Consider the following 19366-nt stretch of genomic DNA (forward strand, 5'->3'; position numbering starts at 1 on the left):
AAGACTAAAAACAAGAAAGTGCCGAACGGCACTGGTCGGCCGTTGCGCAGCGATGTACTGTATATGCATACAGCAATCAGGGCCAACCCATGCAAACGCCATTGCCCCCCCGTGGCCGCGGCACCGCGACCAACCCACACAATCGTTTCGCCCCCAATCGTTCGGTGGTCGAGGACGACGGCTGGTATCAGGAAGTGCCGGTCACGCAAGGCACCGAAGTGCGAATCGAGACGGCGAAAACCATCATCACCCGCAACAATTCGCCAGATCTGCCCTTTGATCGTTCGATCAATCCTTACCGCGGATGCGAGCATGGTTGCATTTATTGCTATGCACGACCGAGCCATGCCTATTGGGACATGTCCCCGGGACTGGATTTCGAAACGCGCCTGATCGCCAAGACCAACGCCGCTCAGGTGCTGGAGGAACAACTTTCCAAGCGTGGCTATCAATGCGCGCCGATCAATCTTGGCTCCAACACCGACCCGTATCAGCCGATCGAGCGTGAACACAAGATCACCCGCCAAACCCTGGAAGTGCTGCTGCGTTATCGCCACCCGGTGACCATCATCACAAAAGGTTCGTTGATCCTGCGCGATCTGGACCTTCTGGCCGAACTCGCCCGGCAGAGACTGGTGGCGGTGATGATCAGCCTGACCACCCTGGATGACGAACTCAAACGCATCCTTGAACCCCGAGCGGCGGCGCCCAAGGCCCGACTTCGCGCGATCAGGGTCATGCGCAAAGCGGGAATTCCGGTGGGAGTGCTGTGCTCACCGATGATTCCCATGATCAACGACAGCGAACTCGAAAGCCTGCTGACCGAGGCCCATGCGGCCGGAGCACAGAGTGCGGCGTATATGATGCTGCGCTTGCCGCTGGAGGTTGCACCGCTGTTCGAGGAATGGCTGGGCGCTCATTACCCGCAACGGGCGGCTCATGTCCTGAGCCTGATTCGCCAGAGCCGTGGTGGTGAGTTGTACGACAGCCGTTTTGGCGCACGGATGCGCGGCGAAGGTCCCTTTGCCGACCTGTTGGCACAGCGCTTTTCCAAAACCATCAGGCGCCTGGGGCTTAATCAACGGGAAGGGTTTAACCTGGATTGCGAATCCTTTTGTCCGCCAGGTCGCCAAATGTCATTGATATAAGAACAATTGACCTGTTGCCGAGTATTGGGCAGCGCTTGCAGGCATTAGGCTGGTCACGTTTTTTGTGACCTGGAACACACGTTCTAGAGCGCTTGATTCAGTTTGAATTAAGATTCGGCGACTACCTTGTTCATCGAGTGACTGACGGGTCGGAATTTTTTGGCCTGGATGTTTTTAAACAGCCACTGGCTTCACACCGGATAAAAAGGGAAATTCCCTGATTCCGCAAAAGAGGATGAATCATGAGTGACAAGGATAAACAGCCGCTGGCTGCGTCGGCGTCTGCCCAACCGGAGGCGGAAACCGCCGATGCAGCGCTGCATCATATCGTTGACGGCTTTTTGCATTTTCATCATGAGATCTTTCCGCAACAGGAAGCACTCTTCAAAAAACTCGCTACCGCCCAACGACCGCGAGCAATGTTCATCGCCTGTGCGGATTCGCGCATCGTTCCTGAATTAATCACTCAAAGCTCTCCCGGCGATCTGTTCGTCACCCGCAATGTGGGTAACGTCGTACCGCCTTACGGGCAAATGAACGGTGGTGTTTCCACGGCCATCGAGTACGCCGTGCTGGCTCTTGGCGTGCATCACATCATTATCTGCGGACACTCCGACTGTGGCGCGATGCGCGCGGTGCTCAACCCGCAGAGCCTGGAAAAAATGCCGACGGTCAAAGCCTGGCTGCGACATGCCGAAGTGGCGAAAAACATGGTTCAGGAGAACTGCAACTGCGCCAATGAAAGCGAAAGCATGCACGTCCTCACCGAGGAAAATGTGATCGCCCAGTTACAGCACTTGCGCACGCACCCGTCAGTGGCTTCGCGCATGGCCAATGGTCAGTTGTTTATCCACGGCTGGGTTTACAACATCGAAACCAGCGAAATCAAAGCCTACGATGCCGATCAGGGCTGTTTCCTGCCGCTTAATGGCAGCCTGCCGATTCCTGTGGCGACGCCCAAAGCGCGCTTCTAAATACTCCTAAATCCCCGCGTGGTTAAGCCGAGGCTGCCGATCAGGCGCCTGGCTTTGCCATGCCTGAAGAAAACTACGGGAGAATCAATATGCGTGCTGCGCAACTCAAAGCTGTTCTGCCACGTGAGCTACTGGCTTCGGTGGTCGTGTTCCTGGTCGCCCTGCCCTTGTGCATGGGCATTGCCATTGCTTCGGGACTTCCCCCAGCCAAAGGCCTGATCACCGGGATCATCGGTGGTTTGGTGGTGGGCTGGTTGGCCGGTTCCCCCTTGCAGGTCAGCGGCCCCGCGGCAGGCTTGGCGGTGCTGGTGTTCGAACTCGTGCGCCAGCATGGTGTGGCCATGCTCGGGCCGATCCTGTTGTTGGCGGGTTTTCTGCAACTGGTGGCCGGTCGATTGAAACTGGGCTGCTGGTTCAGGGTGACGGCGCCTGCCGTTGTGTATGGCATGCTCGCCGGCATCGGGGTATTGATCGTCCTGTCCCAGGTGCATGTGATGCTCGATGCCGCGCCCAGGCCTTCGGGGCTGGAAAACCTGGCGGCGCTCCCCGCTGCCGTGGCCCAGGCCTTGCCTTCTGTTGGCTGGCAGGCCGGTTTGCTCGGGTTGGGAACCATCGCGGTGATGTGGCTGTGGGAAAAACTACGCCCGCAATCCCTGCGCTTCATTCCAGGCGCGTTGCTCGGCGTTGGTCTTGCCACGGTCACCAGCCTGGTGATGGCATTGCAGGTCAAGCGCGTGGAAGTCCCGGCCAACCTGGCCGAAGCCATTGATTGGTTGCGGCCGGCCGACCTGCTTAACCTGGCTGATCCCACCCTGCTGATCGCCGCGTTTGCCGTGGCTTTTATCGCCAGCGCCGAAACCCTGCTGTCCGCCGCCGCAGTAGACCGCATGCACAGTGGTCAGCGCTCCGATTTCGATCGCGAACTGTCGGCACAAGGTATCGGCAACATGCTCTGCGGTCTGCTTGGCGCGCTGCCGATGACCGGCGTGATCGTTCGCAGCTCAGCCAATGTGCAAGCCGGAGCCACCACACGGTACTCGACGATTTTCCACGGGCTGTGGCTGCTGGCGTTCGTGATGCTGCTGTCGAGTGTGCTGCAAAGCATTCCCGTGGCAAGTCTGGCCGGCGTGTTGGTTTATACGGGTTTCAAACTGGTCGACCTCAAAGCGTTTCGCAGCCTGGGACGTTATGGCCGCATGCCGATGTTCACTTACGCCGCGACCGCGCTGTCGATCGTTTTCACCGATCTGCTGACCGGTGTGCTGATCGGCTTCGGCTTGACCCTGGCCAAACTGGCCTGGAAAGCCTCACGCTTGAAGGTCAGCCTGATCGACCTGCCCAAAGAGGGTGAGATGGAGTTGCGGCTGGTGGGCGCGGCCACGTTTCTCAAAGTGCCGGCGCTGACCCGGATACTCGCCAGCATTCCTGACGGCGCAACGGTGCATGTGCCGCTCAATAATCTGAGCTACATCGATCATGCGTGTCTGGAGTTACTGGAGGAATGGGGTCGGGCGAATGCGTCGAAGGGCTCGAAGCTCTTGATCGAGTCCCGGGGATTGAAGCGCCGGCTGGAGGGACGGGTGCGAACCAACATCGGTATAGGTGCATCTGGCTGAATACCCCTGTAGGAGCGAGCTCGCGATGGGCAAAAGAACACCGCGGGGTGTCAGGATACCCGCGTAATCGTTGTCGACCATCGCGAGCAGGCTCGCTGCTACAGTGGACGGAGGTGGATCAGGCCTCCAGCTCCAGGCCCACGCCCAGGCGGCGGGACATGCACGGCCAACGCTTCCACGCGGCGCCGGTGTCCGGGCTGCTGAGCTTCTCGCGGTAGGCCTCTACCGACTCCAGAGCGAAACTCTCTTCGTTGAGCATCTCGTCGAAAGCGTGATGCACCGCCTCGTCCAGTTGGTTGGCGAACTCCTCACCGATCAATTGGTGGGCAATCAGGTTGGCGACAGTCATGTCCAGGGGGATCAGTGGCTGGCCGAAATGCTTGATGTACAGGTCATTGACCTCTTCGACAAACCGATGCGCCAGGTAGGCCTCGTCCAGCAGGCTGTCGAGCCCGACGTGCCCGGCCATGATCGCCGGAGGCTGGAGGAAATACTGCTCGGCGATTTTCAGCACCGGTTTGATCTGTGACTCGATACCCGCTTCCCTGGCGACTTCATTGGCTGCGTCCAGCAGATCAGGCACTTCGTCGATGTAGGCGGCGACAAAACGTGTCAGTACGCCATTGGCATCCGCCTCCGGCAATTGGATCGCCGGGTGCAAGCGAGGCAGTTTGCTTTCCAGCTGACGCGTCAGCAGGCCGGTTTCGGCTTCGTGTTGTTGGGCTTTTTGGATCTGCTCGCGCAATGCGGCGGTGTTCATGAAAACTCCAGGAAACAAGGCAATGAAATAGGGAAGACATAACTTAGCTGGCTTACAAAAAATGCTAAGACGCATTTGTCATAATTATTTCATCCTTGAGACACCTGCGTTATATCGATTTGCCACCACTCGTCTGCATCCTTCTCCAATCGTGGCCTGCAACGCAAGTTAATGCTGTTTCAGATCATTTACGCCTTCGCATTGCGAGGTGAGAGTCGCTGTCTATACTCGGACTTGAATGGAGTTAGCTGATGACGCCCGACTGCAAATGCAGCAAGGCCCGGCGATTCAAGTTCGTAGTCTGATGCAGCCGCTCCCTTGCCGCAGGTGAAAGCCGGCGGGATAACAAGAACGATAAGGGGAACCCGCAATGATGCGACATCCACATGTCTGGATGGGCCTCCTGTTGTGGTCGATTTTCAGCCAGGCGCAAGCCGCCTGGACTGTGAATATGGCGCCTGGAGCGACTGAAATCAGTCACGCTGTATTTGACCTGCACATGACCATTTTCTGGATCTGTGTGGTGATCGGCATCATCGTCTTTGGCGCCATGTTCTGGTCGATGATTCTGCACCGCCGCTCGACCGGGCAGGTGGCCGCAAAATTCCATGAAAGCACCACCGTCGAAATCCTCTGGACCATCGTGCCCTTCATCATTCTGGTGGCCATGGCGGTTCCCGCGACGGCGACCCTGATCAAGATGTACGACCCCAGTGAGCCGGATATCGATATCCAGATCACCGGTTATCAGTGGAAATGGCATTACAAATACCTGGGCCAGGACGTCGAGTTTTTCAGCAACCTGACCACCCCCGCCAACCAGATCCACAACAAGGAAGCCAAGGGCGAGCACTACCTGCTTGAGGTCGACAAGCCGTTGGTGCTGCCGATTGGTGCCAAGGTGCGCTTCCTGGTGACATCCGCCGACGTGATCCACTCCTGGTGGGTGCCGGCCTTTGCGGTCAAGCGCGATGCGATCCCGGGGTTCGTCAACGAAGCCTGGACCCGTGTCGACAAACCCGGCATCTACCGTGGCCAGTGCGCCGAGCTGTGCGGCAAGGATCACGGCTTCATGCCGATCGTGGTCGAGGTCAAGGAAAAGGCCGATTACGACAAGTGGCTGGCCGATCGCAAAGCCGAAGCCGCTCAGCTTAAAGAACTGACCAGCAAGGAATGGACCCTCGACGAGCTCAAGGAGCGCGGCGACAAGATCTATCACACCACCTGCGTAGCCTGTCACCAGGCCGAAGGCCAGGGACTGCCGCCCATGTTCCCGGCGCTCAAGGGCTCGAAAATCGCCACCGGACCGAAAGAGGCTCACCTGAGCCTGGTCTTCCACGGCAAGCCAGGCACCGCCATGGCGGCGTTCGGCAAGCAGCTCTCGGAAGTCGATATCGCGGCGGTCGTGACCTACGAACGTAACGCCTGGGGCAACAACAAGGGCGACATGGTCACTCCTAAAGAAGTGCTGGAGCTGAAACAGGCGGAAAGCAAATGACCCGGTCTATTGCGCATGTAAGGAACCGGTCGGGGCACGGCGCCCCGGCCTGCCCAGCCCATCTGTTGACAGGAGACAGGCCATGAGCGCCGTTATCGATGACCACGGTCATGCCGACCACGCCCACGGCCCCGCCAAAGGCCTGATGCGCTGGGTACTGACCACCAACCACAAGGACATCGGCACGCTGTACCTGTGGTTTGCATTCACCATGTTCCTGCTCGGCGGTTCGTTCGCGATGGTGATCCGCGCCGAATTGTTCCAGCCGGGCCTGCAAATCGTCGAACCGGCGTTCTTCAACCAGATGACCACCATGCACGGTCTGGTGATGGTGTTCGGTGCCGTGATGCCGGCGTTCGTCGGCCTCGCCAACTGGATGATCCCGCTGATGATCGGCGCACCGGACATGGCCCTGCCACGGATGAACAACTTCAGCTTCTGGCTGTTGCCGGCGGCGTTCATCCTGCTGGTCTCGACCCTGTTCACACCGGGTGGCGGACCGAACTTCGGCTGGACCTTCTACGCCCCGCTGTCGACGACCTATGCACCGGAAAGCGTGACGTTCTTCATCTTCGCCATCCACTTGATGGGGATCAGTTCGATCATGGGTGCGATCAACGTGATCGCCACCATCCTCAACCTGCGCGCCCCCGGCATGACGTTGATGAAAATGCCGCTGTTCGTCTGGACCTGGCTGATCACCGCGTTTCTGCTGATTGCGGTGATGCCGGTACTGGCCGGTTGCGTGACGATGATGCTGATGGACATCCATTTCGGCACCAGCTTCTTCAGCGCCGCCGGTGGCGGTGACCCGGTACTGTTCCAGCACGTGTTCTGGTTCTTCGGCCACCCCGAGGTGTACATCATGATTCTGCCGGCCTTCGGCGCCGTCAGTTCGATCATCCCGACCTTCTCGCGCAAGCCGCTGTTCGGCTACACCTCGATGGTCTACGCCACGGCGAGCATCGCGTTCCTGTCGTTCATCGTCTGGGCGCACCACATGTTCGTGGTCGGCATTCCGCTGGTGGGCGAGCTGTTCTTCATGTACGCCACGCTGTTGATCGCGGTGCCGACGGGCGTGAAGGTGTTCAACTGGGCCAGCACCATGTGGCAGGGCTCGCTGACCTTCGAGACACCCATGCTGTTTGCCGTGGCGTTCGTGATCCTGTTCACCATCGGCGGTTTTTCCGGGTTGATGCTGGCCATCGCCCCGGCGGACTTCCAGTACCAGGACACCTACTTCGTGGTCGCGCACTTCCACTATGTGCTGGTGCCAGGGGCGATCTTCGGGATCTTCGCCTCGGCCTACTACTGGATGCCGAAATGGACCGGCCACATGTACGACGAAACCCTCGGCAAGCTGCATTTCTGGCTGTCGTTCATCGGCATGAACATGGCCTTCTTCCCGATGCACTTCGTGGGGCTGGCCGGCATGCCGCGTCGGATTCCGGACTACAACCTGCAATTCGCCGACTTCAACATGGTGTCGTCGATCGGCGCGTTCATGTTCGGCGCCACACAGATCTTCTTCCTGTTCATCGTGATCAAGACCATCCGCGGCGGCCCGCCAGCACCGGCCAAACCGTGGGATGGGGCCGAAGGCCTGGAGTGGAGCATCCCGTCGCCGGCGCCGTATCACACCTTCACCACGCCACCGGAAGTGAAATGAACCATTTCAGCCTTGTGGATATTCCTGTGGGAGCTGGCTTGCCAGCGATGGCTGCATGTCTGACACACCGCGGTGATCCCATCGCTGGCAAGCCAGCTCCCACAGGGTTCTCGGTAGAGGGCACAGGCCATGGCTGACTCGATTTCGATGAAGAAACTGGTCACCCGCCTGTTATTGGTGGTGGTAGCGATGTTTGTCTTCGGCTTTGCCCTGGTGCCTATCTACGACGTGATGTGCAAGGCATTCGGCATCAATGGCAAGACCGCCGGGCAGTATGAGGGCGAGCAAACGGTCGACACCTCGCGGCAGGTACGCGTGCAGTTTCTGTCGATGAACAACGCCGACATGCCGTGGGAGTTCTATCCCAAGGGTGATGATCTGGTGGCCCATCCGGGGGCGGTGAACGAGATGATTTTCATCGCGCACAACCCCACTGACCGCCCGATGAGCGCCCAGGCCGTCCCGAGCATCGCGCCCAGCACCGCGGCGGCGTATTTCCACAAGACCGAATGTTTTTGCTTTACCCAGCAAGTGCTGCAGCCCGGTCAACGGATCGAGATGCCGGTACGTTTCATCGTTGACCGTGACATGCCCAAGGATGTGAAGCACCTGACGCTGTCCTACACGCTGTTCGATATCACCGCCCGACATCCACCGGTAGTCGTTGCAAACACTGGCGGTTGAGCGTGCCCGATAAGGAGAACAATCAATGGCAACTCATGAACATTATTACGTTCCTGCCCAGAGCAAATGGCCGATCATCGCCACGGTCGGGATGTTCGTCACGGTATTTGGCCTGGCCACCTGGTTCAACGACCTGAAAGCCGCGCGGCCGGAATCCCACGGCCCGCTGATCTTTTTCGTCGGTGGCCTGCTGTTGGCCTACATGCTGTTCGGCTGGTTCGGCACGGTGATCAAGGAAAGTCGCGGCGGACTGTACAGCGCGCAGATGGATCGTTCGTTCCGCTGGGGCATGAGCTGGTTCATCTTCTCGGAGGTCATGTTCTTCATCGCCTTTTTCGGCGCACTGTTTTATGTGCGCCACGTCTCCGGCCCGGCTCTGGGTGGCGAAGGCGCCAAAGGCATCGCCCATATGCTGTGGCCGAACTTCCAGTTCACCTGGCCACTGCTGAACAATCCGGACTCCAAACTCTTCCCGCCGCCCAAGGAAGTTATAAGCCCCTGGGGCCTGCCGCTGCTCAACACCGTGTTGCTGGTGAGCTCCAGCGTAACGGTGACCATCGCCCACCACGCCTTGAAGAAAGGCCATCGCGGCGCGCTGAAACTCTGGCTGGCGATCACCGTGCTGCTCGGTTGCGCGTTCCTGACCTTCCAGGCCGAAGAGTACATGCACGCCTACCACGAACTGGGCCTGACCCTGGGCTCGGGCATCTATGGCGCGACGTTCTTCATGCTCACCGGCTTCCACGGTGCCCACGTGACCATCGGCACCATCATCCTGTTCGTGATGTTGATGCGGATCATGCGCGGGCACTTCGACGCCGATCATCAGTTCGGCTTCGAGGCGGCGAGTTGGTATTGGCACTTCGTGGACGTGGTGTGGATCGGACTGTTCGTTTTCGTCTACGTGCTCTAGGCCTTACCACGGCGCATGCGACACCAACTGGCCGCTGAAGAAGCCCCAGGCGATCAAGCCGACGGTGATGGCGGCCAGTGCAACACGGACACTCAAGGCAATGACGAGGCGGTTCGAGCTGCTGTCGTCCTTGACCAGAAAAAACAGGCCGCTGAACAGGCTGACAACCGTGGCAATCAGCATCAGGACGATGGCTGCTTTGAGCATGGTGGAACTCCGGGGGACAGGCGATGCATTTGAGTATAGCTATCGCGATGACCGACTTTCTGGCGACGCCATGAAGCGCTTCCGGCCGGGCATCGTGCCGACACTGGTGGTGGCGCTGTTGCTGCCGCTGCTGGTGTCCCTGGGGTTCTGGCAATTGAGCCGGGGCGCCGAGAAAAGCGCACTGCTGCAAAGCTACACCGAGCGCCGGGCCGCCGAACCGATGGCCAGCACCGAGCTGCAACACACCGCAGACCCGGCCTTTCGCCGGGTCCGCCTGCACGGCCAGTTCGATGCCGCCCACAGCCTGCTGCTGGATAACCGCCAGCGCGATGGAAAGGTCGGGATTGAGTTGCTGCAACCGTTTCAGGATCAGGCAACAGGGCTCTGGCTGCTGGTCAATCGCGGCTGGCTGCCATGGCCGGACCGGCGCACACCGCCTCAATTCACCACCCCTGCCGAGGCCTTGAGCCTCGACGCCTGGGTCTACGTCTCCCCCGGCGCGACCTTCCAGCTCCATGCCGACCCCAACTCAACGACCTGGCCTCAACTGGTGACGGCGGTTGACCCGGCAAAACTCTGGTCAGCCCTCGACCGCGAAGGGTTCGCCTACGAATTACGCGAGGAAAGCGGCCCTGCGTCCTACCAGGCCGACTGGCCGGTGGTCGCCATGGGCCCGGAAAAACACATCGCTTACGCCGTGCAGTGGTTCGCCATGGCGATCGCCCTGTTCGGCCTTTATCTCTACCTCGGCTGGCACAACGCAAAGGAGAAACACCATGGGAGCGGCCATGAATCCACCCAGCATGTCTGAGGCGAAAACGCCGGCGAGTCGGCGCAAGGGTCGCTTGCAGTTACTGTTGATCCTGCTCGGGGTGATCGGTCCGATGATCCTCGCCACCGGCATGTACAAACTGCAGTTCTGGGTGCCGGAGGGCCGCAGTTATCACGGCGAACTGATCGGCAACGGCCAGACCCGCGCCGACATCGGCGTGCAGGCGCAGGAGGACCGCTGGCAGATGCTGGTCACCGCGCCGAAGGATTGCGCGGTGGACTGCCAGCAGTTGGTGTATCTGGCACGTCAAATCCAGATCGGCCTCGGTCGCGATGCCTCTCGCGCCAGCCACGCACTCGCCGCCGCCCAGCCCCTGACGTCCGAGTACGACGCCAAACTGACCCGGGAATATCCGCAGCTGCAGCGCTATCCGCTGGATTTGAGCACTTTCAGTCAATCGAACGGCGACAAGACCACGCCGCAACTGTGGATCATCGATCCTCACGGCAATCTGGTGCTGCGCTACGACCCGTCGGTCAAGGGCAAGGACTTGCTCAACGACCTGCGCCACCTGCTGAAACTGTCGAACATCGGATAAGGGCATCGTCATGGCCAAACCTGGATTTCGCCTCGCACTGTTTGCCACCCTGCTGGCACTGATTGTGGTGTTGCTCGGCGCCTATACCCGCCTGACCCACGCCGGCCTCGGCTGCCCGGACTGGCCCGGCTGCTACGGCTTTATCAGTGTGCCGAAAAGCGAAGCCCAACTGGCCCATGCCGAATTGCATTTCCCTGACGCTCCAGTCGAGGCCCACAAGGGCTGGAACGAGATGATCCATCGTTACTTTGCCGGCACCCTCGGCATGCTGATCTCGGTGCTGGCCGGACGTGCCTGGATCAATCGCCGGCATCCGGGACAACCGCTGAAGCTGCCGTTGTTCCTGCTGGCGGTGGTGTTTGGCCAAGCGGCATTCGGCATGTGGACGGTGACGCTCAAGCTCTGGCCGCAAGTGGTCACCGGGCATTTGCTTGGCGGCTTTGCCACGCTGAGCCTGTTGTTTCTGCTGACCTTGCGCCTGTCCGGCGTACTGCCGGCGCTGACCGTGCCACGACGCTTGCAACACTGGGCGACGGCCGGGTTACTGCTGGTGATCCTGCAAATTGCCCTCGGCGGCTGGGTCAGTTCCAACTACGCCGCCGTGGCCTGCATCGACTTCCCGACCTGCCACGGCCAATGGCTGCCCCCCGCCGACTTCGCCAACGGCTTTCACCTGACCCAACACATCGGCCCGAATTACCTCGGCGGGCAACTGGACAGCGATGCCCGCACCGCGATTCACCTGACGCATCGCATCGGCGCGTTGCTGGTGACCCTCGTGCTACTGGGTCTGGCGTGGCAACTGAAGGCAGTCGGCATGACACGCCTGGCGGGCCTGGTACTGATCGCTCTCGCCGCACAAATCACCCTCGGTATCAGCAACGTGCTGTTTCATCTGCCGCTGCCAGTGGCCGTCGCGCATAACGCCGGGGGCGCTGCGCTGCTGCTGACGATGGTGTTGGTCAATTATCACGCCCGCACCAGCCTGATTCGGGTCAAGCAACCGACTCGCTGGCGCTTCAGTCCGCGTAAACAAACAGCCGGGCCCATAACAATAAAAGGAGAGATGCCATGGCGATTCTGATCGGCGAACGTCCCAGTCAGGCTATCTGGCGTGACTACCTGGAGCTGACCAAACCGAAAGTGGTGGTGCTGATGCTCATCACCTCACTGGTGGGGATGTTCCTCGCGACCCGCGCCGGTGTGCCATGGACCGTGTTGCTGTTCGGCAATCTGGGAATCGCCCTGTGCGCGGGCGGTGCGGCAGCGGTCAACCATGTGGTGGACCGGCGCATCGATGCGGTGATGGCCCGCACGCACAAACGGCCACTGGCCGAAGGCCGGGTTTCACCGGCCGCCGCGCTGACCTTTGCCCTGGCGCTGGCGGTGCTCGGCCAGGCCTTGCTGCTGGCCTTTACCAATCCGCTGACCGCCTGGCTGACCCTCGCCTCCCTGCTCGGCTATGCCGTGGTGTACACCGGTTTCCTCAAGCGCGCGACGCCGCAGAACATCGTCATTGGCGGGCTGGCCGGTGCCGCTCCGCCCTTGCTCGGCTGGACCGCCGCCACCGGTCATGTCAGCGCCGAACCGCTGTTGCTGGTCCTGATCATCTTCGCCTGGACCCCGCCACACTTCTGGGCCCTGGCCATTCACCGCAAAGAGGAATACGCCAAGGCCGATATTCCGATGCTGCCGGTGACCCACGGTGAGCATTACACCAAGGTGCATATCCTGCTTTATACCGGCGCGCTGCTGGCCGTCAGCCTGATGCCGTACGTGATACATATGAGTGGCCTGCTCTACCTGATTTGCGCCATCGGCCTGGGCGCCAGATTTCTGCAATGGGCGGTGGTGCTGTACCGTGGCACTCGGCCGCACGCGGCGATCAACACCTTCAAGTACTCTATTTACTACTTGTTCCTGCTGTTCATCGCCCTGCTCGTTGACCACTACTTATTGTTGAATCTATGACTCGAACCCAGAAAACCGTCTTCATCCTCGTCGCCCTGATCGCGCTGGTCCTGGGCCTGACCATCAACAAAGTGCTCTCGGGCAAAGGCCAGGGCGACCCGACGGCGCTGATCGATGCGGGGATTATCCTGCTACCGCAAAGCCGCAGTCTGCCGAGCGTGACGATGACCAATCAGGACGGCCAACCGGTCACGATCAACGAGTTGAAAGGCAAATGGAGCCTGCTGTTCTTCGGCTACACCTTCTGCCCGGACATCTGCCCGACCACCCTCGCCCAACTGCGCCAGATCAAAAGCGAACTGCCGCCCGAGGCGGTGGACAAGTTGCAGATCATACTGGTCAGCGTCGACCCGAATCGCGACACGCCCAAGCAGCTCAAGCAGTACCTGGGCTACTTCGATCCACAGTTCATCGGCCTGGCCCCGGCATCGGTCGAAGAACTGCAAAAAGTCGCCAATGCCGTGAGCATCCCGTTCATTCCGGCGGACACCAGCAAACCGAACTACACCGTCGACCACAGCGGCAACCTGGCGGTGATCGGACCGGACGGGACGCAGCGCGGGTTCATTCGTGCGCCGTTGAACAATCAGAAACTGGTGGTGCAGTTGCCGGTGATGCTCAAACGTCAGTGAAAACACCACGAAACCTGTGGGAGCGAGCTTGCTTCGGGCGGCGCTCCGACGATGGTCGTGAACGTTAACGCGTAAATCCAGATGCCCAGCGGCGTCCTTTTGTTTTTCGCGAGCAAGCTCGCTCCTACAGAGGGCGGTGCTGGGCACAAAAAGGGGACGCATCTGGCGTCCCCTTTTCATTGCTTTCAGCCAATCAGAACGCTGGCACGACCGCGCCTTTGTACTTCTCGAGAATGAACGCTTTCACTTCCGGGCTGTGCAGTGCAGCAACCAGTTTCTTCATCGCCTCGCTGTCCTTGTCGTCCGGACGGGCAACGAGGATGTTCACGTAAGGCGAGTCGCTGCCTTCGATGACCAGTGCATCCTTGGAGGGATCGAGCTTGGCCTCCAGCGCGTAGTTGGTGTTGATCAGCGCCAGGTCGACCTGGGTCAGCACACGCGGGATGGTCGCGGCTTCCAGTTCACGGATTTTCAGGTCCTTGGTGTTCTCGGTGATGTCCTTGACGGTCGACAGGATGTTGTTCGAATCCTTCAACTTGATCAGGCCCGCCTTTGCCAGCAGCAGCAAGGCACGACCGCCGTTGGTGGCGTCGTTCGGGATCACCACGTTCGCGCCGCCTGGCAGCTCATCCAGTTTCTTGTACTTGCTGGAGTAAGCACCCAGCGGCTCCAGGTGCACACCGGCTACCGAAACCAGGTTAGTGCCCTTGGCCTTGTTGAATTCATCGAGGTACGGCTGGTGCTGGAAGAAGTTGGCGTCCAGGCGTTTCTCCGCGACTTGCACGTTCGGCTGGATGTAGTCGGTGAAGACCTTGACCTTCAGGTCCACGCCTTCTTTGGCCAGGGCCGGTTTAACGAATTCGAGGATTTCCGCGTGGGGAACCGGGGTCGCCGCGACCGTCAGGGTGTCGGCGGCGTGAGCGGAAAAGGCTGCAACGGCAGCGAATGCGACGAGTAGTTTTTTCATTCAGCTAACTCCTTGTGGGTACTCGCTTGCGACGCCTGAAACCAGCGCCTGCCAGCCAATGGCCAGTTCATTGATCATTTACGGGAAAAGTGGACAACCAGTTTGTCGCCGACGGTTTGCAGTACCTGAACCAGTACCAGCAGCAAAATCACGGTGACCACCATCACATCAGTTTGAAAACGCTGGTAACCGAAACGAATCGCCAGGTCACCCAAGCCACCCGCGCCGACCACACCCGCCATCGCCGTGTAGGACACCAGTGTAATAGCTGTCACCGTAATCGCCGCGAAGATGCCCGGACGGGCTTCAGGCAGCAACGCATTGGTGATGATCTGCCGCGTCGTCGCGCCCATCGACTGGGTCGCTTCGATGATGCCGCGATCCACTTCACGCAACGCGGTTTCCACCAGTCGCGCGAAGAACGGCGTGGCGCCCACCACCAATGGCGGAATCGCCCCGGCGACACCGAGGGAGGTACCGGTGATCAACACGGTGAACGGAATCATCACGATCAGCAAAATGATGAACGGCAGCGAGCGCAGGATGTTCACCACCAGCGACAACATCGCGTAGATGCCTTTGGCTTCCAGCAACTGACGCGGGCTGCAGAGGAACAACAACACACCCAGCGGCAGACCCAACAATACGGTGAACAACAGCGAACCACCGAGCATCAGCAAGGTGTCACCGGTGGCCAGCCAGATTTCGAACCAGTCGATATTGGCGAAGAAACTCGTCAGGGCTTCCATTAACGCAGCACCTCCATGTGGACGTCGGCAGCGCTGAAGCGGGCGAAGGCCGCCTCCATGTCACCACCGGTCACGGCCAGGGTCAGTTGCCCGTAGGGAATGTCTTTGATGCGATCGATACGACCGGCGAGGATGCTGTAGTCCACACCCGTTTCCCGCGCGACGGTACCCAGCAGCGGCGCGTAGGTCGCTTCGCCCTGGAAGGTCAGACGCAGGATGCGCCCCGGTACGTGAGCGAAATCATCGCGCTGTTCGCTTTCGTCGATTTGCTCGTCTTCTTGCACGAAGCGCTTGGTGGTCGGGTGCTTCGGATGCAGGAACACCTCGGCCACCGAGCCTTGCTCGACGATCACGCCAGCGTCCATCACCGCCACCTGGTCACAGACACGACGGATCACATCCATCTCGTGGGTAATCAGCACAATGGTCAGCTTCAGCTCGCGATTGATTTCGGCCAGCAATTGCAGAACCGAGGCTGTGGTCTGTGGGTCCAGGGCACTGGTGGCTTCGTCGCACAGCAGGATTTTCGGCTTGGTCGCCAGGGCGCGGGCGATGCCGACACGCTGCTTTTGACCGCCAGACAATTGCGCCGGGTACTTTTTGGCGTGGTCGGACAAACCGACCCGGGCCAGCAATTCGGCCACACGCCGATCAATGTCAGTACGCGACAGCTCACCGGCCAGGGTCAGTGGCAGCGCGACGTTGTCGGCAACGGTCTTGGACGCCAGCAAATTGAAATGCTGGAAGATCATCCCGACCTGTTGACGGAAACGGCGCAAACCGTTGGCGTCGAGCGCGGTGACTTCTTCGCCGTCGACGATGATCTTGCCGCCACTGGAGTTTTCCAGTCGATTGATCAGGCGCAGCAGGGTACTTTTTCCCGCACCGGAATGGCCGATCAGGCCAAAGACCTGACCGTTCTCAATCGTCAGACTGGTCGGGTGCAGGGCGGGAATTTCCTTACCGGCGACGCGGTAGGTTTTATGGACGTTTTGAAACTCGATCACGTAGCGAACCTTGTGGGGCGCGTTAGAAAAGGATCAGCGGTTAGCCGGGCGCGCATTTTAGCCTGTCCGTATAGAGGTTCTTAGCATTTATTTCGCATTCAACCAGCCATTTGGCAATAACGCGATCAAAGGTCAGATAAAAGGAACGGTCAAAAACGTCATCAGTCACTAATTAGGCCACTCGAAAAAAGCCCGAGGAGTTATGCCTGATGAGTACCAAAAAGCCTGCCGCCACCAAAAGCGCACTGGCCGGGACCGATACCCTGGACCGCAGCAATACCAACGCCAAACTCGATAGCCTGGAAATATTCCGCTCCGACGCCACCGATCAGGCCCTGCGCACCAATCAGGGCGTGAAGGTGGCGGACAATCAGAACACCCTGAAGGCCGGGGCCCGCGGGCCTTCGCTGCTGGAAGACTTCATCATGCGTGAAAAAATCACGCACTTTGACCATGAACGCATTCCCGAGCGCATCGTTCACGCTCGGGGCACGGGTGCCCATGGCTACTTTCAGTCCTACGAAAACCATAGCGTGCTGACCAAGGCGGGTTTCCTGCAGGACCCAAGCCAAAAAACGCCGGTATTCGTTCGTTTTTCCACCGTGCAAGGCCCTCGTGGATCGGGCGACACGGTCCGGGATGTACGAGGCTTCGCGGTGAAGTTCTTCACCGACGAAGGCAACTTCGATCTGGTGGGCAACAACATGCCGGTGTTTTTCATTCAGGACGCCATCAAGTTTCCTGACTTCGTGCATGCGGTCAAACCCGAACCCCACAACGAGATACCCACCGGCGGCTCGGCCCACGATACGTTCTGGGACTTTGTTTCGTTGCAACCGGAATCGGCACACATGGTGATCTGGGCCATGTCCGACCGGGCGATCCCGAAAAGCCTGCGCAGCATGCAGGGGTTCGGCGTTCACACTTTCCGCCTGATCAATGCCGAAGGAAAATCACGCTTCGTCAAATTCCACTGGCGCCCCACCGCCGGAACTTGCTCGCTGGTGTGGGATGAAGCGCAGAAACTCGCGGGCAAGGACACCGACTACCACCGTCGCGACCTCTGGGAATCCATCGAGATGGGGGACTACCCGGAATGGGAACTCGGCGTACAGGTCATCGAGGAAGAAAACGAACACGCCTTCGATTTCGACATTCTCGACCCCACCAAGCTGATTCCGGAAGAACTGGTGCCCATCACACCGCTGGGCAAAATGGTGCTCAATCGCAACCCCGATAACTTCTTTGCCGAAACCGAGCAGGTCGCTTTCTGTCCGGGCCACATTGTGCCGGGAATCGACTTCTCCAACGATCCGCTGCTGCAAGGCCGGCTGTTTTCCTACACCGATACGCAGATCAGCCGACTCGGCGGACCGAATTTTCACGAGATTCCCATCAACCGTCCGGTCTCTGCGTTCCACAACGGCCAGCGGGATGCGTTGCACCGCACGACGATTGATAAGGGCCGCGCATCCTACGAACCAAACTCAATCGACGGCGGCTGGCCGAAAGAAACCCCACCCGCCGCGCAGGACGGCGGTTTCGAGACGTATGCCGAACGCATCGACGCCAACAAGATCCGTCAGCGCAGCGAGTCGTTCAGCGACCACTTCTCCCAGGCACGGCTGTTTTTCCACAGCATGAGCCAGCATGAGCAGGAGCACATCATCTCGGCGTACAGCTTCGAACTGGGCAAGGTTGAACGGGAGTTCATCCGCACACGGCAAGTGAACGAGATCCTCGCCAACATCGACCTGGAACTGGCCAAGCGCGTGGCGCAGAACCTGGGCTTGCCGGCACCGAAGGCCGGAACGGTCGATGTGCCGAAAATTTCTCTGGAACGTTCGCCCGCCCTTAGCCAGGCCAATCTGCTACCGGGCCATATCAAGACGCGAAAAGTCGCCATCCTTGCAGCCAACGGTGTCGATGGCTCGGCCATTGAGGCCATGAAGAAAGCGCTGGAAGCCGAAGGTGCGCACGCCAAACTGCTTGGCCCGACTTCCGCCCCTGTGACGACCGCCGATGGCAAGGCATTACCAGTAGATGCATCCATGGAAGGTTTGCCTTCCGTAGCGTTCGACGCGGTGTTCGTGCCCGGCGGTGCAGCATCGATCAAGGCCTTGAGCACGGACGGCGTGGCCCTGCATTACCTGCTCGAAGCCTACAAACACTTGAAAGCGATCGCGCTGCATGGCGAGGCGAAGCAGTTACTGGATGTGTTGAAGCTGGAGGCGGATACAGGGTTAATCGTCGGAGCGGATGCCAAGCTGATCAAGCCGTTTTTTGCGGCCATCGGGCAGCATCGGGTTTGGGACAGGGAGCCGAAGGCCAAGGCTGTTCCGGCCTGAAAGTTTTGAGCGATTGAAAGGCCGCCATCGCGAGCAAGCTCGCTCCCACAGTTGATTTGCAGTGAGCACAAATCGAACGTGGGAGCGAGCCTGCTCGCGATGCTTTTAAGCTTTTTTGCGAGGGCTGAGGACCATCTGCGCCGGAACGCTGCGCAGGATCTGCCGCTCCAGCTTCAGGTCGAACTCCGGATCGAGTTTCTTCACCCGTTTGCTCAGCAAATTCGCCAACCACGGATAATCTTCAGTACGCGGAGCCTGAATGCTCACATCACACTGAAAATTCACCACATCGGCGGCGATAGCGTCCAGTTGTCGACGCAACTTGGCCATATCGTTGATATTCAGTGCAACCGTGGTGCTTTCAGCCGTCGGGTCGATGACCTTGGCTTTTGGCTGGGCTTCGGCTGCCTTGAGAGCGGCTTCGGCCTTTTCCAGTTCAGCCTTGCGCGCCTGGGCGATGGCGCCATTGACCCCACCGGTCAGTGCCGGCGCCTTGGGCATCAACGCACGGGCACGACTCAGGGCGGTGGCTGCGGCGTTTACATCACCTTTTTGCAACACGATCTGACTGCGCATCAAATAGGCTTCAGCCAGTTGACGCTGGTATTGCTCAAGGGATTGATCGTTGGGCGATTCGGCCTGCAAGGCAGCCAGTTGATCTTCCGCCGTGGCCAGTTCGCTGCTGGCCAGACTTTGCTCAAGCTGTGCAATGGCCGCGGCCCGCGCATCGGGGGCTTCGGTGGCCGCCGGTGGCGTGCTTTGGCAAGCGCCCAGCAGCACGGAAAATGCGACAAGGAGCAGATAACGGGAGGCGAACGACTTCATTCCTGCGACTCTCTATTTGCGCAAAAAA

The 19366-nt window shown here is 59.6% G+C and carries 19 protein-coding genes; 13 read left to right on the forward strand and 6 right to left on the reverse strand.

Features of this window, described 5'->3' with window-relative positions:
• The first annotated feature begins 89 nt into the window (after positions 1–89).
• The 3 genes from ACX3YF_RS06895 (at position 90) to ACX3YF_RS06905 (ending at position 3738) form a co-directional block, all read left to right on the forward strand.
• Positions 90–1148, forward strand: coding sequence for a PA0069 family radical SAM protein (locus tag ACX3YF_RS06895; RefSeq protein ID WP_130207956.1), 1059 nt, complete (start codon positions 90–92; stop codon positions 1146–1148).
• A 242-nt stretch (positions 1149–1390) separates the two neighbouring features.
• Positions 1391–2122, forward strand: a complete 732-nt coding sequence (locus ACX3YF_RS06900; protein ID WP_130207958.1) for a carbonic anhydrase — start codon at positions 1391–1393, stop codon at positions 2120–2122.
• 89 nt (positions 2123–2211) lie between these two features.
• A complete protein-coding gene (locus ACX3YF_RS06905; protein ID WP_458973584.1) occupies positions 2212–3738 on the forward strand; it encodes a SulP family inorganic anion transporter in 1527 nt (508 codons plus the stop codon).
• 118 nt (positions 3739–3856) lie between these two features.
• Here ACX3YF_RS06905 and ACX3YF_RS06910 read toward each other — a convergent pair whose 3' ends face one another.
• The gene (locus tag ACX3YF_RS06910; protein WP_130207962.1) at positions 3857–4498 is read right to left on the reverse strand and encodes a hypothetical protein; all 642 of its coding nucleotides are present in this window, start codon (positions 4496–4498) and stop codon (positions 3857–3859) included.
• A 370-nt stretch (positions 4499–4868) separates the two neighbouring features.
• Here ACX3YF_RS06910 and coxB point away from each other — a divergent pair, with 370 nt between their 5' ends.
• From coxB to ACX3YF_RS06930, 4 genes are all read left to right on the forward strand, one after another.
• A complete protein-coding gene (gene coxB / locus ACX3YF_RS06915) occupies positions 4869–5996 on the forward strand; it encodes a cytochrome c oxidase subunit II (protein WP_130207964.1) in 1128 nt (375 codons plus the stop codon).
• An 82-nt stretch (positions 5997–6078) separates the two neighbouring features.
• Positions 6079–7665, forward strand: a complete 1587-nt coding sequence (gene ctaD, locus ACX3YF_RS06920) for a cytochrome c oxidase subunit I (protein ID WP_047535857.1) — start codon at positions 6079–6081, stop codon at positions 7663–7665.
• 129 nt (positions 7666–7794) lie between these two features.
• Entirely contained in the window at positions 7795–8349 is a 555-nt protein-coding gene (locus ACX3YF_RS06925; protein WP_047535851.1) for a cytochrome c oxidase assembly protein, read from the forward strand.
• A gap of 25 nt (positions 8350–8374) precedes the next feature.
• Positions 8375–9262, forward strand: a complete 888-nt coding sequence (locus ACX3YF_RS06930; RefSeq protein WP_130207966.1) for a cytochrome c oxidase subunit 3 — start codon at positions 8375–8377, stop codon at positions 9260–9262.
• 3 nt (positions 9263–9265) lie between these two features.
• On the opposite strand, the gene ACX3YF_RS06935 is transcribed toward ACX3YF_RS06930, so the two are convergent.
• Positions 9266–9469 carry a twin transmembrane helix small protein gene (locus ACX3YF_RS06935; protein ID WP_008064738.1) on the reverse strand — a complete coding sequence of 68 codons (204 nt, stop codon included), beginning with the start codon at positions 9467–9469 and terminating at the stop codon, positions 9266–9268.
• Between the two features lie 70 nt (positions 9470–9539).
• On the opposite strand from ACX3YF_RS06935, the gene ACX3YF_RS06940 reads away from it, so the two are divergent.
• Genes ACX3YF_RS06940 through ACX3YF_RS06960 form a run of 5 tightly spaced genes read left to right on the forward strand, consistent with a single transcriptional unit; the run spans position 9540 to position 13442 of the window.
• Positions 9540–10280 carry an SURF1 family protein gene (locus tag ACX3YF_RS06940; RefSeq protein ID WP_288099710.1) on the forward strand — a complete coding sequence of 247 codons (741 nt, stop codon included), beginning with the start codon at positions 9540–9542 and terminating at the stop codon, positions 10278–10280.
• Entirely contained in the window at positions 10246–10839 is a 594-nt protein-coding gene (locus ACX3YF_RS06945; protein WP_130207970.1) for a hypothetical protein, read from the forward strand. Before ACX3YF_RS06940 ends, ACX3YF_RS06945 begins: the two co-directional genes overlap by 35 nt.
• Positions 10840–10849: 10 nt before the next feature.
• Complete coding sequence (locus tag ACX3YF_RS06950) at positions 10850–11923, forward strand: COX15/CtaA family protein (RefSeq protein WP_047535838.1); 1074 nt, start codon at positions 10850–10852, stop codon at positions 11921–11923.
• Complete coding sequence (gene cyoE / locus ACX3YF_RS06955; RefSeq protein WP_130207974.1) at positions 11911–12810, forward strand: heme o synthase; 900 nt, start codon at positions 11911–11913, stop codon at positions 12808–12810. Before ACX3YF_RS06950 ends, cyoE begins: the two co-directional genes overlap by 13 nt.
• Positions 12807–13442 (forward strand): SCO family protein, encoded by a 636-nt coding sequence (locus ACX3YF_RS06960; RefSeq protein WP_130207976.1) that lies wholly within the window; start codon positions 12807–12809, stop codon positions 13440–13442. Before cyoE ends, ACX3YF_RS06960 begins: the two co-directional genes overlap by 4 nt.
• Positions 13443–13635: 193 nt before the next feature.
• On the opposite strand, the gene ACX3YF_RS06965 is transcribed toward ACX3YF_RS06960, so the two are convergent.
• The 3 genes from ACX3YF_RS06965 to ACX3YF_RS06975 all read right to left on the reverse strand — a co-directional run bounded on the left by ACX3YF_RS06965 (position 13636) and on the right by ACX3YF_RS06975 (position 16165).
• Complete coding sequence (locus tag ACX3YF_RS06965; protein ID WP_448645507.1) at positions 13636–14409, reverse strand: MetQ/NlpA family ABC transporter substrate-binding protein; 774 nt, start codon at positions 14407–14409, stop codon at positions 13636–13638.
• Between the two features lie 74 nt (positions 14410–14483).
• Positions 14484–15158 carry a methionine ABC transporter permease gene (locus ACX3YF_RS06970; protein WP_047535826.1) on the reverse strand — a complete coding sequence of 225 codons (675 nt, stop codon included), beginning with the start codon at positions 15156–15158 and terminating at the stop codon, positions 14484–14486.
• Positions 15158–16165, reverse strand: a complete 1008-nt coding sequence (locus ACX3YF_RS06975; RefSeq protein ID WP_448645506.1) for a methionine ABC transporter ATP-binding protein — start codon at positions 16163–16165, stop codon at positions 15158–15160. The genes ACX3YF_RS06970 and ACX3YF_RS06975 overlap by 1 nt, the downstream gene beginning before the upstream one ends.
• Before the next feature lie 209 nt (positions 16166–16374).
• Between ACX3YF_RS06975 and katE the strand changes: the two genes are divergently transcribed.
• Positions 16375–18513, forward strand: a complete 2139-nt coding sequence (gene katE, locus ACX3YF_RS06980) for a catalase HPII (RefSeq protein ID WP_458973585.1) — start codon at positions 16375–16377, stop codon at positions 18511–18513.
• A 105-nt stretch (positions 18514–18618) separates the two neighbouring features.
• Here the strand turns inward: katE and ACX3YF_RS06985 are convergent, their stop codons facing one another.
• Complete coding sequence (locus ACX3YF_RS06985) at positions 18619–19338, reverse strand: PA5502 family lipoprotein (RefSeq protein WP_196585127.1); 720 nt, start codon at positions 19336–19338, stop codon at positions 18619–18621.
• Positions 19339–19366: the final 28 nt, after the last annotated feature.

This window comes from Pseudomonas fluorescens group sp. PF-69 (assembly GCF_054481235.1).